Consider the following 14,227-nt stretch of genomic DNA (forward strand, 5'->3'; position numbering starts at 1 on the left):
GCGCTCAATATGTATTTATTCATTGAAAATGTAAATATTAATTAACTTTAAAATTTTGACTTTTAGTCGATATTTTTAGCTAATTAATTGTGGCGGTTGCCAGATATTGGAATGAAAGTTAAATCTGTAGATTGATTGATAGACAGATAATATTTCTGTAGAGATTTGATTATTAACAACTAATTCAAAAGTTTGAATAGGTTCATATGTAATTGAGATTCCGCAACAATTACAAATACAAGTTATTGGACAAGTATCATCACTATCATTTTGATGATTGTGTTCAGCAGATATTTCTTCTTGGTGTTGGTCTTTGGCATTATTTCCGTCAGAACAAGGTTTAATTGACAAACCAAGAATTAATAATGATAGTATGATAGTTATAAATTTCATTGGCACAAAGATAAATAAATTTCAATGCAATGGTGTTGCAAAGTTTTTTATTCCGATTGTCAAGAATGAATTTAGCGTTGGCAAAGAAACAGCTCTTTTGTTTTTTTAAGCGTTGGCTTTTCGCGTTGGCAAAAAAATAAATGTGCTGTTTGCGCGTTGGTTTTTTAGTTCAAATGTTGATGTTTAGCACGATTTCCGCATTATGCACAACGTTGTTGTATAAGATTAGTTGCGTGTTTTAAGCACTAAAGTTAGTAAATAAATCACAGATAGATAGTCCGCGAGGACTTTCGTAAATTGGCTAAAACCAGCAATTAATTTTATACGGTGTTGGCAGTAGTTAATTATTATTCATCATTAAATAGATTTTTATCATCTTCATTAAAGTCAGGATTTTGAATTAGATAATTCCATTCATTATCTAATATTTTAATTTTAGCAAATTGTAATAATAAAGTTTTATTACCATAATGTTCAAATGAAATTTTAGCTTTCTTAAAACTTCCATCTTTCCATACTTTTTTAACTTGTCCTTTACCAAACCTATTGTGTTCAACCTCTAAACCTTCTACTATACTGCTAACATCTATTTTAGAATATTCTTTTATTTTTTCTTTTATAGATGTTTTTACTTCATTTATTGTTTCTGCATCAGCATCAGATAATTCTAAAAATTTGATAAAATTTATTATAGAAATTGATTTTCCTGATGTATATCTCCTGAATTCATCGAATAATTCATATTTTGGATAAAGACCAATTTTATCCTGTTTATAAAACCAATCATTTTTTTGGTCGTTAGTAACAAAAACAACATTTTTATTATGCTCTTTTGCTATTTCTAGAATAGTTTGCCAAATTATTAAATCTCCAACACCATCGTCTGGTTTTTTACTATCTTTAAAACCAGGAGCAATTTTATATGCTATTCTAAAAGCTAAATCTTTTTCTATTTCAGTTACATCTTTTTTTACCTCTATAATTATTTCGGGTGTAAATATTTCTTTGTAAGCTATACTCACATTGTCATTCCAAGTCCATTCCCTGATATGACTTTCTATATTTTCAAGATTTTTCCTAGATAATTTAATTAATTTCTGAATATCTTCAAATTGTTTTTTCAATTCGATATAATCTTTGTTTTTTTCAAGAATAGGATATTGATTTATTTTAAAATTTCCTGAATTTAACTTCTCTTTTGTTTGTCTCACTTGAAGAAAAACATCTCCGATTTTGGTAGCTCTATTGTTTGCAAATTCTCTTGCAACTCTTGCTGGAATAAAAAGCCTATTTTTAGATTTATATTTTAGAAAAATATTTTTTATTTCTTGAAGATTTTTATCATTAGTATCGAATGGAATTAATAATACATTCGTGTCTAAAATAATAATAGAATCTTTCAAAAGTTTATTTGCTCCACTAAAAGTTTCAGAAAATATTTTATCGGGTTCAGGATATACTTTGTCTAAATAGAAAATATCTTTATTTTCTGCCATTTTATTATAATTTTATTAATGTATTTTGACAATAAAAATGTTTTTGTTTTAGTGTCAGACTCTAATTACTGCCAACGTCTAGTATAAGAAACGTAGGGCAGTTGATTTGCACTTTCGTTTCGGTTTATTACTTAGCCAAATATAATATTTTGCTTTTATCTTTTATGTTGAAAATGCCAAATTTTATATTTGGCGACTTTGTAAATAAACACAGACCTCTCGGTAAGCCTAAACCGCCCTATGTTTTTTATACCTTGTTAGCCTTAGTTATTATTCGGTAATTTCCTCAAATATTCCATTTTCATTACGCTCAAAACTTGTTCCAATTTCAGATTCGAGTAAGTCGATAAACGAATCATCTCTGGATAAAATAGAACCAATTGAAACTAAACTAATATTTTCTGAATCTTCCATATATTCATCAGATTCGTCTCCTGATAAAATTCTCCAACCAGTATCTATATAATCTCTTTCTTCATCTTTTTCCATTGGTTCTTCTCTATAAATATAGTTTATTGGTGCATTTTCATACAATACTTTATTTGTAGCAAAACATCTATCATAATATTTGTCTACAAGATTGGGTTCAGATAATTCTAAATCATGGTCAATTATGTGTTTATATTCAAATTCTATTTTGTCTCCTGCATATAATTCGTGAAGGTAAAATGGATGATTGTCCAATGTTCCTTTAAATTTATCCTCATTAATTTCGGTGATTTCAAGCCACATTCTTTCTGCTCCTGGATGTTCTGAATTAGAAGATTCAAATTCAAATGTGAGTTTTACAATATTACCAACTTTTAGATTTTTTAATATTTCTATGCTTGGTTTGTAAAAAGTGTATTTGTTTTCTTTAGCTAACTTTTCAGAATCAGTTAATTTCCAACTCCCCATTTTATAACCAAGTGAATTTATTCTCCTTAAATCAAATTCCCATTTTTTATTTAATTTACAGAGTTTAATTACTTTTTTTACTAAATCATTTCCTTTTCTATCAACTATAATGTAATGCTCAACTAATTCTGATGAGAGATTTTCAAACGCAATTCCCCATTCATTATTTTCTATTAGTTCAAATCCACTTTTTAGTTGTTTTTTAATCCCATTAATGACTTCTGAATCTTCTTCATTAGTTAATAATTCAGATTCTACATATTCAAAAAAGTCTATTACTGCTTGTTTTCTTTTTCTGTTATTGAATATCATTTCTGGGTTTTTCTCTAATTAAGGCTAACGTTGTTGTATATGGTTTGTTGCGTGTTTCAAGCAACTAATTTAGTAAATAATTACGGACAAAGAAAGTCCGCGAGGACTTTCGTAAGTAGGCTAGAACTAGCAATAAATTATATACGGTGTTGTAAAACGTTTTTTATTTCAAATATCTGTTATTAAGCCTTTTCATTTTTACTTCTCGGAAAGGGAAATTTTCGGAAAGCAGTTTTTCCATTTCTGCATCATATTCCCATTTCTGTTCAATAAATGCCCAATACATATCTAAAAAATTTTCTCCGTTAATTTCTTTTTCAAACATTATTAATCCTACACAGCGATTTGACTTTTGGTCATATTTTTGAGCAAATGTGAAATTACTTAAAGCTGTTTTCCAATGTTTATTAGCTCGTTTATTTAGTGGAATAAATACAAAACCACAATCAGTTCTAGGAACATATATTCTATATGGTATTACAATATCTTCCTCTTTACACTTTTCGATTGTTCGAACAAACCGTTTTCTAAATTCAGTTAATTCTGCTCGATTAAGTTTTGCTATTTCTGAAATGATTGGATAATATTCTGTTTGCTCCTTTAAAAACCTAATATTTTTGTTAAAGTTTTCGATTAAATATGAAATATTAAATTCGCTTGAATCTGTTGTAACTTTTTTGAAATTATTTATGTATTCAGGTTTAATTTCATAAGTGTCAAGAGTTGAGAAGAAATGTGCTAAAACATATTGCTCAGGAAGAGCATTTAAATGTTTCGGATGGTTTTCAAATAGCTCTTCTCTAAACATTAAATATTCCTCAACTTCTGCTGGTGTGATTAAATATTTGCATATCCAATAATAATCTTCTGAATGAAATAAGTGAATTAGTCCAACTTTTGCACTTCTGTAAAACTTTAAATGTCTTTGATTTTCCTCAAGATTATCACTTGGCGAATAAATTATTACTGATTTAATATTTTGAAAGTTTGCCTCGGAAATATTCTTTTTATGTCCTTTTTCGTTGATTATTGGTATGTTCGGATATTTTGCTAAATACTCGTGAGTATTCTTAATTTGCTTAACTGCTTTTTTTAAAATTTTATTATTAAACCAACTAGAATCATTCGAGTTTTCCTTTGAATCTCTTTCCTTTATTTCGAAAATGAAAAATATATCGTCTAACCAAATTACATTATCTGAAAATTCAAGTTTCTGTTTAGAGTCTAAATCTGTAAAATCATTTTTCGCAAACGTAAATTCTTTAAAAAAGACGTTTGAATTAATTTCTGAAACTAAGTTTTCTGATTTATTGATAATGTTGGTTTTAAATGTTTTACAACGTGTTTGTGTATGATTAGTTGCGTGGTTGAGCAACTAAGTTAGTAAACTTTTACTAACCCGTGAATATTCCGCAGGAATATTCGCAAGTAGAGATTAATACAGCAATTAATTATACACGGTGTTGTAAGCTGCCTTTTTTATTTGTAATTCGTTAAATCACTTTTCATTTTTTCAAGTCGATTAAAAAACTCTTTATCATCATCTTCATCCAATAACATTTGTCTGTCAAGTGCTTTAATTGTCAAATCTTTAAGTTTTGAGTCAATTTTTCCTGTGATTTTTATTTGTCCAAATCCAGTCGCAATTATTGAGTTATCCATTGATGAAATCAAGTATTCATCTTCTTCTTGAATTTTATTTAATTTTTCCAAGTCTAGTATTTCGGAACAACCTTTGCTTTTGTATTCGAACCCCATTTCGTCAATTTGTTTAAACATCCATTTAACAATATTACGAGTTAGCTTTTTCTCCCGATACCAATCTTCAAGGTTGTAAAACAAATCCGCTCCATCATCATTTCCAAATGGTGAAAATTCATCTGTACAGTCATAATAGAATTGCGATTTCATTGATTTTACAAAATTCGGATGGGATGTTTCCTTTGCTAGTCCATCATCTTCTGTATCGAAAAAGTATTTCATGCGTTTCTGTTCTTAGGTTGCTTACAACGTTGTTGTATATGGTTTGTTGCGTGTTTCAGGTAACTAATTTAGTAAATAATTACCGACCAAGAAAGTCCGCAAGGACTTTCGCAAGTAGGCAAGAAGCCAGCAATAAATTATATACGGTGTTGTAAGGCGTTATTTTTTTTCCAATAATTTCTTTATTGTAATTAACTTTTCGTTCCTACTAAAATGATTATCATCATCTAAAAATCCACTCATTAATTCACTTAGTCTATCATCGTAAATTTCTTCTTCACTGCGACCAAATACGTGTAATTTTCTGTTAAGCTTACAAACCCCAATTGTGAAATGACCTTTAGTACTTTTGTCTACATATAATCCTTTAACTATTAATATATGTTCATCATAATTGTCAAAATGTGGATGGACTATTTTAAATGCTCCGCTACTTCTTGGATATAGTTTATTCTTAGCAGTAGATACTTTTTTTAAAGTGTCAGGAATAATTCCTAGAGTTTCTTGTTCTCTTTTTATTTGGTTGCAATCGGCACATATTACACATAAGTTTTTTGGTGTAAATATAAATTCAATATGTATTGATTTTGGTACAATATGTTCAATATGACCATTTGAAGCTGAAATTAAAGAAACATTTTGTTTACAATAGCTACAAAACCCCTTTTGAAGATTTCTATAATAATTACGTGTTTCTTTTCTAAGTGGTAATAATTCATCTTCACTCCAATTCAAATGACTGAAATTTGGGTCTGTCCATTTCTTATTTATTATTGCATCAGTTTCTTTACTGAAAACAATACTTGATTGTATATCAGCCATAAATTTTTTGCAGTTCTTTTATGGCCTCAAATAAGTTATAAACAGGGTCATTATGATTTAGATTCTTACTTTGTTTATCTAATAATCTCAATTTCTCTAAATCATCCAAATCAAACATTTTCCTTTTACTGACTTTAGTGAATATGTTTAAAGCAATACGACTTAAATATTCATTTTTAAAGCCAGGTGAATCAAATATATTTGCTAATTGAAAATCGGCTGAATGATTAATAAATTCTAGAGCATTTCTCGATTCTCCAGATTCCATATCAATAATAAAACTGTTATTATTAAGTCTTGATATTATTTGAGGTGAATGTGTTGCTATTATAAAATGACAATTTCGATAGTTTTCAAATGTTGAAATTAGGATTTCAATATATTTTTCTTGCCATTGTGGATGAAGGCAAATTTCTGGTTCATCGATGCATATAAGGCAATTATCTTTTATTTTACTGGCAATTCCTAGAATACTTAAAATGATACTTTGTTCTCCTGAACTTGCATCTTTAATAGAAAAATGGCTATAATCAATAAGAGGTTGAAGAATTACATCTTTTAGTCTAATTATTCCAGATTGTATTAAGAAGAGAATATCATCAGATTCTTGCATATCGATATTCAATCCATTTTCATTTAATGAAAATTCAAAATTAGAACGATATAAATTACCCTCCATAATTTTAAGAGCAACATCTCTAAGTTTATAAACTTTTTCTTCATTTATTGAATCATCTTCGTTTAAAAAAAATGACTTGTTAAATTTTCTAATAGTTCCAGTTCTTCTAGTTTCAAAAATCATCATTGGATCATCCATTGATATTATTTCATCTAAAAATTTTCGAGAATTAAATATTTGAAATTTAATCCAAATTTCAGATTTATATCCTAAATATTTAAGAACACGACCAATTTCATAAGACTGTCTAGGTTCTCTAATTACACTTTCTACAAGTGAGGCTATTATTTTTGATAAGTATGCTAAACCGAAATTAGTACTATATAAATCTCTTAATCCTAAATATGTATAACCATCAATATTCCTACCCATTCTATTAACTGGGAATTTGTCAAAAGGACTTGTTGAAACTGCAATTATTTCTTTTGGGAAAAAGTCGTCATTTACATTTTCAAAAAAAGTATTTTCATTATTCGAATAATATTCCTTGCGACTCTTTATTTCTTTTATTAAATCACTAGTTAATGCACCTAATAGTGTACTTTTTCCTGAACCGTTTTTCCCTACCAAAATTGAGAAAATATTATTTTCAGAAGACGAGTTTGAATCAACTAATCGATAAGTGGTTTTTCTATGTCTATATTCTTTTATCATTTCGTTTTTCTAATGACTTACAACGTGTTTGTGTATGGTTAGTTGCGTGGTTTAGCGACTAAGTTAGCAAACATTTACGAACCCGTGAATATTCCGCAGGAATATTCGCAAGTAAGCTCAACAAAGCAATTAATTATACACGGTGTTAGCGGTAGTTATTTTTCATTTTTCGTATTCCAACTTCTTGTTACGTTTTCAATATTTTTATTTGTCATTTGCTGAGTTTTGATTAATGTTCTTATTCCATTTATCATAATCATAGAAGCTTTTCCTGTTTCAATAAAGTATTTAAATTCAACTCCATTTTCAAGTTGTATTTTTCCAAAAGTTAAAGATTTGTCTTTATATCCTTTAAAATCTCCGTATAGATTGTCTTTCGCTCCAGTTAATTTTCCAACAGATTCAGTTCCGTTTTCTTTCGTAATTAACTTTTGAGTAGTCAAAATGCTATAATTATCAGCGTTGATAATTGTTGAGCAAATTAATAATTCCTTTTCTTGTAATTCTAGTTCAAGCCCAGAATAAGGAAATTCCGAATTTGAATCATAAAATTTAGTCCACTTAAATTCATATGGTTTAACTGTACTTCGCTTAATAGAAGCAATAGAAATATTATGTAACGATTTGTCAGTTTTCCTCATTTCAAATTACTATTCCCTTTTTTTAGTATCTCTCCTGTATTTGAGATAATAGTAGTGAATTCATCATTATATTTTCTTGTGTTTATTCCAAGTTTGTTTAACAATTCATCAGCGTCATTTCTAATATTTTTCCAAGTTTCATTAGTGTCTAAATAATTCCAGTTCCAAATTTCAGTTGGAATTTCATCTACTTTAATCTTGAATTCTAATAGCTCATTTTTGAATTTTGTATCAATCAATCTGTTTTTTAAAACTGTTTCAAAAAGTATAGGTGTAAATGCATAATCCAATTCTTCATACAATTCGGTTAGTGGGTCAATTAAGATTGTTTCCATTTTGTCTAACTGTTTTTCATTGTATGTGTATAGTATTAAAGAATTTATAATATTCGTGTAATAGAACTTTACGTGCTTATCGTATTCTTCTATTTCCGTTTTAGTAAATCCCATAGAATTAACTTCTTCTTCTTCTTCTTTTGAAGTATTATTTTTCTTTTTTGATTTGAAAAAGTTGAATTTCATTGTGATTTTTAATTACCGCTAACGGTTTTGTGTATGATTAGTGGCGTGTTTAAGCACCTAATTTAGCAAATAATAACCGAATAGAAAATCCGCAAGGATTTTCGTAAGTAGGCGAGAACTAGCCATTAATTATACACGGTGTTCTACGCAGTTTTTATTCGGTCAATTTCATTTGCTTTAATTACAATCGTATTTATTTTTAGTCGTTCGTATGTCTTTTCCGCTTTGTATTTACATCTGTCGTCATTAGTTACAAAATAGTCACAATGCGCTCCATAAAATGTATGTAAAGAATCATCGAACATATTATTAAAATTCCCATCAGATTTATAGCCTTTAAGGTCATATTTGTAAAACGTTTCTATCAGTTTTGAATAATTGTCGTTTTCGCTTGTTTTAGATTTTGGTCCATATAAATCCGAAATCTCAAAAATGTCTAAATGTTTGGGTAAATCCTTGAAGTTTTGCTTTACAGCTTTAAGCATTTCTTTGTTATTCTTTAGCTTATTCATACTTCTCATTAAATTTGCTTTAAATGACTTGTAAAGGCTAAAGTCCGATTTCAGTCGACTTTGGAAGTTGAAAATGTCTTCCATTAACGCATACATATTATTTTCGGTTTTCGATTTCGGGTACATTATTCCGAACATTGGGTCTTGTCTATATCCTAATTTCCATTCTTTCGGTAACGGAATCATTTTATAAAGCATTAGTGGATTTGGAATTCCTAAATCCGAATCGAAAAGTTCGCCAAATGAATTGGGTTCAAATTCCCATTCGGTATTCTTTTCATTGAAAAATTCTCTTATTTCTCGGAAATGCCAAACAGTATTTTTGTTTCCCCAATATTGACAAATACAAAGATTTTTTGTTAGTCGTTCAATATTGTCCAAATGTCCATCTATATAATTTGGGTTTTTCTGAAATCCACGAAATAAGTCATTCAGATGCGCATTTGAATAGGGAACCACTATTTGACCTGATAAGACTAAATTCTCCCATTTCGTATATAAATTCCGCTCATTTTCTTCGAGATTTTCTTTCTTCTTAATTCGGTCGAAAATGTTCAAGTCAAAATATATGTTCATTGGTTTGGTCAAATTGCGTAGAACGTTGATGTGTATGGAACGTAGCGTGTAAAAAGGTAATATATTTTAAGGATAAAACAGAGCTAAATTTTTAATTTTGTTTTTAACTTGTCAAACGTAAAATCCAAATTAAAAATTTGGCGGACTTAGCAAATAAGCAAAAACCTCTCGGAAAGCCTAAATTAGCTATGTTTTATACACGGTGTTGTGTTTTCGTACTTATTTCATTAGATAATTTGTCGGTGTTTTTCCAAAATGTTTTTTAAAAGTAACTATAAATGAACTAACATTTTCATAACCTAAATTAAAAGCAATTTCTTTTACACTTTTCTTTTCTCCTAACTGTTTAACCGCTTCCATTAATTTTAAACGTATTTTCCAATCTCCAAAACTCATACCTAATTCTTTATTAAATAATCTAGAAAGTGTTCTTGGGCTCACAAATGTTTTATCTGCATAATAATCAATTGTATGCTTACTCGACAAATCATTCATTAAAGCATCTAATACTGCCTTTATTCTTTTGTCTTGGCTAGTTGGCAAAAAAGTTCTACTTGGTTTCAAATTAGATAGTTCATCTATGAATACTTCAATAACTCTATTTTGTTGTTGAGTAAATATATTTGGATTAGAAAAGGAGATTACTTTTTCTAAGAGACTTTTTAAAAAATATGAGGTTTCAAAAGCAAAACTGTCTTTTGGTAAATTACTTAATTTAGATTTATCTATAAATGCTGTGTCTACTTTTACATTATTAGGAAAATAAACTTGATGTTCTTCATTACTCGAAATCCAAACACTTTGTAAAGAATTAACTATCCAAATGTTGTTTTTTGTAACAACTTTCATAATACCAGTATTACATGATATAATTTGAGCTCTTGGATGTGCGTGCGAATTTGCACATTTTGATTTTTGAATATGTTCTGAATATGTAGTAACAGGACGTAATTCATTTATCTCAAAACCATAATCTACTTTAATATTTGTCTTATAAACAATATTCATTGTCCAAATATAGTAATTAAGACTCGGGATAAGTTCTGAACTTTGTAGAAAATTAAAATATTAAATTTATGGATACTAAAAAACACAATAAAAACATTGTAGAGCAATTTTCAAAACAAGCAAGGGGATACACATCTATTACTTCACATAGCGATTCTTTGGATAAATTAATTTCAATAACATCAGCTTCTAAAAAAGATGAAGTTTTAGATATTGCTTGCGGTTCTGGTATTGTCTCTTGCGAATTTGCTAAACATACAAATAATGTAACTGGCATTGATATGACTCAAGAAATGCTTGTTGAAGCAAAAAAAATGCAAACAAAACTTCATCTTAAAAACCTTACGTGGCTGATAGGAGATGTTGAAAATTTACCTTATGCAGATAACAGTTTCTCAATAGTAGTTTCAAGGTTTGGTTTTCATCATTTTTTAAACCCACTTAAGGTTTTGTCTGAAATGAAAAGAGTTTGTAAACCTAATGGAGTTGTTATGGTTGTAGATGTTTCTTTACCAGATAGTAAAGTTAAAAAATATAATGAAATGGAGAAGAATAGGGATTATTCTCATATTGCTGCACTTTCATTAACTGAATTTTCTGATCTTTTTGAAAAAGTGGGTTTTAAAGATGTAAATACTGATTTTTATTCAATGAAAATAGAACTTAAGGAACAACTTAAAGCATCTTTTCCAAGTGATTCAATTGCTTTAAAAAATATGATTATTGCAGATGTTGGAGTAGATGATTTAGGAATAAATGTCACAGAAATTAATAGTGAGTATTTTTTACATTATCCGATTCAAATATTTTCTGCAAAAAAATAATGAATTAAGAGTCCTTTTTATGCAAACGGGCTCTTTTTTCGTATGAAACACAACGGTTTCGTATAACCGTCAGTTACGGGTTAAATTAGCGATTATTTTCGTTTTAGCACAGACTTTAGCAATTCCGAGTGGATTCGGACGTAGTCGAATCCGCCGTAATTGCGGTTATACATTGTTGTGTGTAGTGCTTTTTACACTATTCATCTAGTCTTTTTAATTCATTTTCATAACCCCAAACCTGTCCGTGTTTAGGATTTCCAGCGTTAGTCAGTCTGTCCACGAAAAAGACTTGGTTTTTATTTTCAGTCAATATTTTTTTCGTTTCCGTTTTTAATTGTTCGTATTCGTGATAAAGTCCGCTTGGGTGATTTCCCCACGCAACAATTACGTTTTTATTCTTTCCGCAAAATTCTCTTAAAGTCCGAATATTTTCTTGGTCAATTATAGTTTCTTTAAATTCCTTTAGTCCGCTTGAATCAGTCAAATAATTCGGCATTAGGTTTAGAATTGTAATGTTTCCGATATTTTTAAATTCCGAATATTTTTCTCGGTTTCTATAAATGTAATTTGAAACATTAAAAACAGTTTTGTCTGAAATCAGTTTATCCGCTCGACTTGGATTTTTAAGTATTACAGTAATTCCGTCCGACTTATTTTTATCAATTTCTAAATTCAGCCAATAGCGTTTTCCGTTTCCGCTTTTCAATTCCACTTTTGATACAAAATCAGGATATTTATATGTCGGTTTTTTCATTTCAGCACGATTTTTCTCGCATTACACACAACGTGTTTGTATATGGTTTGTTGCGTGGTTTAAGCACCTAATTTAGCAAATAAAAACCGAATAGAAAATCCGAGAGGATTTTCGTAAGTAGGCTAGAACTAGCAATAAATTATATACGGTGTTAGCAACTGGCATTTTCTTCTGTCCATTCTTTAGCTACTTGTTCAACATAATCTGTAAATGTATTTATTTTGTCATAACTGTAAAATGTGTATTCTGGTTGTCCATTAATTGGCGTAATGTCATCAAAACAATGGTCAGAAGCGAATAATATTATTTTATTGGTTTTAGAATCATAGAAAGTCATATTCCCGTTTGCCTCTTCTACAAAACAAATTAGGTTTGAGTGGTCTATCGGTTTGATATTTTCTTCTTCGCAAGTTTCTTTATAATATTCATTCCAACTTCCAATTCCGAAACTGCATTCAGTTCCGATAAACATAAAATTCTGATTATTGGTTAGAGAATCCTCTGGCTGATTAAACGATTCCTGTATTCCACCAATATTTTGTAATAAAATTTTGTGTTCAGCACTTAACTCATCTGATACATTTTCTAAATCCTCAATTTTATTTAACCATCCAAATATTTCGTCATCAATATCAGTCCAAGCGAACAAAATGTGTGGAACATTATTAATTCGCAGAAAGGTTTTTCGTGAACATTCAATCAGTTTTGTCAGTTTTGGGAATATATTTATAAAGTCATTCGATAATTCAAGAGTTCTTTCTTCAATTTCAACTTTATCATTTTCTTGAAAAAACCAACTTATATCTTCTGCAAATGCGGTTAAATCTTTGTTCATAGTTGGTTTTTTTTGCTTGTTGCTAACTAGTTATATTAAAACAAATATATTTATTATTACTTAAATATTTCGGGATAATAAAACATTTTCGTTTTGTTTATTCACTTTATTTAATTTCTGTAGAGCAATATCTAAAGGGTTTTGAATGTTCATTAAATCTTTACGTTTTACATGAGTATAAATCATAGTTGTTTCGGGTCTAGAATGTCCTAATAAAGACTGAATATATCTAATATCAACACCATTTTCTAAAAGATGAGTAGCATAACTATGTCTTAATGTATGTGGAGTTACAATTTTTTTAATTTTAGCTCTTTCACAACTTCTTCTTAAAAATTGCCTTACACTTTCAGTAGAATATTTTCCACCATTTTTACCTTCAACAAAATAAGTAGTGGGTTTGTAAGAATAATAGTAATTAGATAAAATCGGTAAAAAACTATCTGCCAAACTAACATATCTGTCTTTTCTACCTTTTCCGTTTTTTACAATTAATTGTTTTCTCTCAATATAGAAATCTCTTAGCTCTAAGTTAACTAATTCACTAATTCGTAAACCGCAAGAATAAATTAATGCAATAATAGCTCTGTGTTTTAGATTTTGAGTAGCGCTAATGATATTTAAAACTTCTTCTTGAGACAAAACACTAGGTAATTTTCTAGATTTTTTAGGCCTTTCTAAAGCTAAATCGTTAATTTTTGTATTCGGATAAAACAAAATAAAAAGTTTTAATGCACTTATAAATTGTCGTTGAGAACTGATAGAGTAACTTCTTTCAATAAATACTTTTTCTATAAAAAGTTCTACGTCTCTATTGGTTAATTCTTCTAAGTTTTTATCAGTATGGAAGTTTACAAAATCAGCAATAAAAAAAGTATACGTTTGCATTGTACTTTTGCTATATCTTTTACCTCTTAAAAAGGAGTAAAAATTATTAAGCAGTAACTTTTCATCCTCTGTTAAATTTCTTCTAAAAAGAGGTTTTTTTTGTATTTTGCTAATATCAACAGTGGTTACTCCTTTAAAAATTTCTATAATCAAAGCTAAGTTTTCTTCTGTGTCTTTAAGATACCAAGATTGTAATCTTCTACTCCAACTAGCTTTTTGTGTCTTTCTTAATAGGTTTATTAAATTATTATTATAATCAAACTTAACTAATAATTGAGGATTATTTTTATAGTTTTTTTGTTCTAAAAATATAGTAGGTAATTTCTTCATTCTTTTAAATATAGCATCTAAATTTAATGAAAAAAAATTAATATTTTGCATTCTTCAATTATAATAAAATTACTTTTACATTATTCATTAAAATAAAACTCC

Annotated in this window: 15 protein-coding genes; 1 reads left to right on the plus strand and 14 read right to left on the minus strand. The window is 28.6% G+C overall.

Translation table 11 applies throughout. From position 1 onward, the window contains the following. Window positions 1-75 precede the first annotated feature (75 nt). From ACJJVY_RS00995 to ACJJVY_RS01045, 11 genes are all read right to left on the minus strand, one after another. Window positions 76-393: a DUF6660 family protein gene (locus ACJJVY_RS00995; protein WP_405604221.1), complete on the minus strand. Its 318-nt coding sequence runs from the start codon at window positions 391-393 to the stop codon at window positions 76-78. Between the two features lie 347 nt (window positions 394-740). Beyond that, window positions 741-1,889, minus strand: a complete 1,149-nt coding sequence (locus ACJJVY_RS01000; RefSeq protein WP_405604223.1) for a PIN domain-containing protein — start codon at window positions 1,887-1,889, stop codon at window positions 741-743. A 270-nt stretch (window positions 1,890-2,159) separates the two neighbouring features. Further along, window positions 2,160-3,098 carry a DUF2185 domain-containing protein gene (locus ACJJVY_RS01005; protein WP_405604225.1) on the minus strand — a complete coding sequence of 313 codons (939 nt, stop codon included), beginning with the start codon at window positions 3,096-3,098 and terminating at the stop codon, window positions 2,160-2,162. Between the two features lie 163 nt (window positions 3,099-3,261). Beyond that, window positions 3,262-4,473, minus strand: coding sequence for a hypothetical protein (locus ACJJVY_RS01010; protein WP_405604227.1), 1,212 nt, complete (start codon window positions 4,471-4,473; stop codon window positions 3,262-3,264). A gap of 104 nt (window positions 4,474-4,577) precedes the next feature. Beyond that, complete coding sequence (locus ACJJVY_RS01015; RefSeq protein WP_405604229.1) at window positions 4,578-5,081, minus strand: hypothetical protein; 504 nt, start codon at window positions 5,079-5,081, stop codon at window positions 4,578-4,580. Between the two features lie 159 nt (window positions 5,082-5,240). Then, entirely contained in the window at window positions 5,241-5,903 is a 663-nt protein-coding gene (locus ACJJVY_RS01020) for an HNH endonuclease (protein ID WP_405604231.1), read from the minus strand. Beyond that, the gene (locus tag ACJJVY_RS01025; protein WP_405604233.1) at window positions 5,896-7,236 is read right to left on the minus strand and encodes an AAA family ATPase; all 1,341 of its coding nucleotides are present in this window, start codon (window positions 7,234-7,236) and stop codon (window positions 5,896-5,898) included. The genes ACJJVY_RS01020 and ACJJVY_RS01025 overlap by 8 nt, the downstream gene beginning before the upstream one ends. Window positions 7,237-7,391: 155 nt before the next feature. Then, window positions 7,392-7,877 (minus strand): hypothetical protein, encoded by a 486-nt coding sequence (locus tag ACJJVY_RS01030; RefSeq protein ID WP_405604235.1) that lies wholly within the window; start codon window positions 7,875-7,877, stop codon window positions 7,392-7,394. Continuing rightward, window positions 7,874-8,398 (minus strand): hypothetical protein, encoded by a 525-nt coding sequence (locus tag ACJJVY_RS01035; protein WP_405604237.1) that lies wholly within the window; start codon window positions 8,396-8,398, stop codon window positions 7,874-7,876. Before ACJJVY_RS01035 ends, ACJJVY_RS01030 begins: the two co-directional genes overlap by 4 nt. Before the next feature lie 143 nt (window positions 8,399-8,541). Then, window positions 8,542-9,369: a hypothetical protein gene (locus ACJJVY_RS01040; protein WP_405604239.1), complete on the minus strand. Its 828-nt coding sequence runs from the start codon at window positions 9,367-9,369 to the stop codon at window positions 8,542-8,544. Between the two features lie 336 nt (window positions 9,370-9,705). Next, a complete protein-coding gene (locus ACJJVY_RS01045; RefSeq protein ID WP_405604241.1) occupies window positions 9,706-10,494 on the minus strand; it encodes an AraC family transcriptional regulator in 789 nt (262 codons plus the stop codon). A 68-nt stretch (window positions 10,495-10,562) separates the two neighbouring features. Here ACJJVY_RS01045 and ACJJVY_RS01050 point away from each other — a divergent pair, with 68 nt between their 5' ends. Next, window positions 10,563-11,318 (plus strand): class I SAM-dependent methyltransferase, encoded by a 756-nt coding sequence (locus tag ACJJVY_RS01050; protein ID WP_405604243.1) that lies wholly within the window; start codon window positions 10,563-10,565, stop codon window positions 11,316-11,318. A 196-nt stretch (window positions 11,319-11,514) separates the two neighbouring features. Here the strand turns inward: ACJJVY_RS01050 and ACJJVY_RS01055 are convergent, their stop codons facing one another. The 3 genes from ACJJVY_RS01055 to ACJJVY_RS01065 all read right to left on the minus strand — a co-directional run bounded on the left by ACJJVY_RS01055 (window position 11,515) and on the right by ACJJVY_RS01065 (window position 14,125). After that, window positions 11,515-12,072, minus strand: coding sequence for a DUF1643 domain-containing protein (locus ACJJVY_RS01055; RefSeq protein WP_405604245.1), 558 nt, complete (start codon window positions 12,070-12,072; stop codon window positions 11,515-11,517). A gap of 151 nt (window positions 12,073-12,223) precedes the next feature. Next, window positions 12,224-12,721, minus strand: a complete 498-nt coding sequence (locus ACJJVY_RS01060) for a hypothetical protein (protein WP_405604247.1) — start codon at window positions 12,719-12,721, stop codon at window positions 12,224-12,226. A 246-nt stretch (window positions 12,722-12,967) separates the two neighbouring features. After that, on the minus strand, window positions 12,968-14,125 hold the full coding sequence (locus ACJJVY_RS01065) for a tyrosine-type recombinase/integrase (protein WP_405604249.1): 1,158 nt from the start codon (window positions 14,123-14,125) through the stop codon (window positions 12,968-12,970). Window positions 14,126-14,227 lie beyond the last annotated feature (102 nt).

The sequence above is a fragment of the Polaribacter sp. Asnod1-A03 genome, from assembly GCF_045063585.1.
In the GTDB taxonomy this organism is placed as follows: domain Bacteria; phylum Bacteroidota; class Bacteroidia; order Flavobacteriales; family Flavobacteriaceae; genus Polaribacter.

What these genes read in the sequence shown, in the direction of transcription:
- ACJJVY_RS00995 (WP_405604221.1), bottom strand. Translation starts at nt 393, where the DNA reads ATGAAATTTATAACTATCATACTATCATTATTAATTCTTGGTTTGTCA.
- ACJJVY_RS01000 (WP_405604223.1), bottom strand. Translation starts at nt 1,889, where the DNA reads ATGGCAGAAAATAAAGATATTTTCTATTTAGACAAAGTATATCCTGAA.
- ACJJVY_RS01005 (WP_405604225.1), bottom strand. Translation starts at nt 3,098, where the DNA reads ATGATATTCAATAACAGAAAAAGAAAACAAGCAGTAATAGACTTTTTT.
- ACJJVY_RS01015 (WP_405604229.1), bottom strand. Translation starts at nt 5,081, where the DNA reads ATGAAATACTTTTTCGATACAGAAGATGATGGACTAGCAAAGGAAACA.
- ACJJVY_RS01020 (WP_405604231.1), bottom strand. Translation starts at nt 5,903, where the DNA reads ATGGCTGATATACAATCAAGTATTGTTTTCAGTAAAGAAACTGATGCA.
- ACJJVY_RS01025 (WP_405604233.1), bottom strand. Translation starts at nt 7,236, where the DNA reads ATGATAAAAGAATATAGACATAGAAAAACCACTTATCGATTAGTTGAT.
- ACJJVY_RS01030 (WP_405604235.1), bottom strand. Translation starts at nt 7,877, where the DNA reads ATGAGGAAAACTGACAAATCGTTACATAATATTTCTATTGCTTCTATT.
- ACJJVY_RS01035 (WP_405604237.1), bottom strand. Translation starts at nt 8,398, where the DNA reads ATGAAATTCAACTTTTTCAAATCAAAAAAGAAAAATAATACTTCAAAA.
- ACJJVY_RS01045 (WP_405604241.1), bottom strand. Translation starts at nt 10,494, where the DNA reads ATGAATATTGTTTATAAGACAAATATTAAAGTAGATTATGGTTTTGAG.
- ACJJVY_RS01050 (WP_405604243.1), top strand. Translation starts at nt 10,563, where the DNA reads ATGGATACTAAAAAACACAATAAAAACATTGTAGAGCAATTTTCAAAA.
- ACJJVY_RS01055 (WP_405604245.1), bottom strand. Translation starts at nt 12,072, where the DNA reads ATGAAAAAACCGACATATAAATATCCTGATTTTGTATCAAAAGTGGAA.
- ACJJVY_RS01065 (WP_405604249.1), bottom strand. Translation starts at nt 14,125, where the DNA reads ATGAAGAAATTACCTACTATATTTTTAGAACAAAAAAACTATAAAAAT.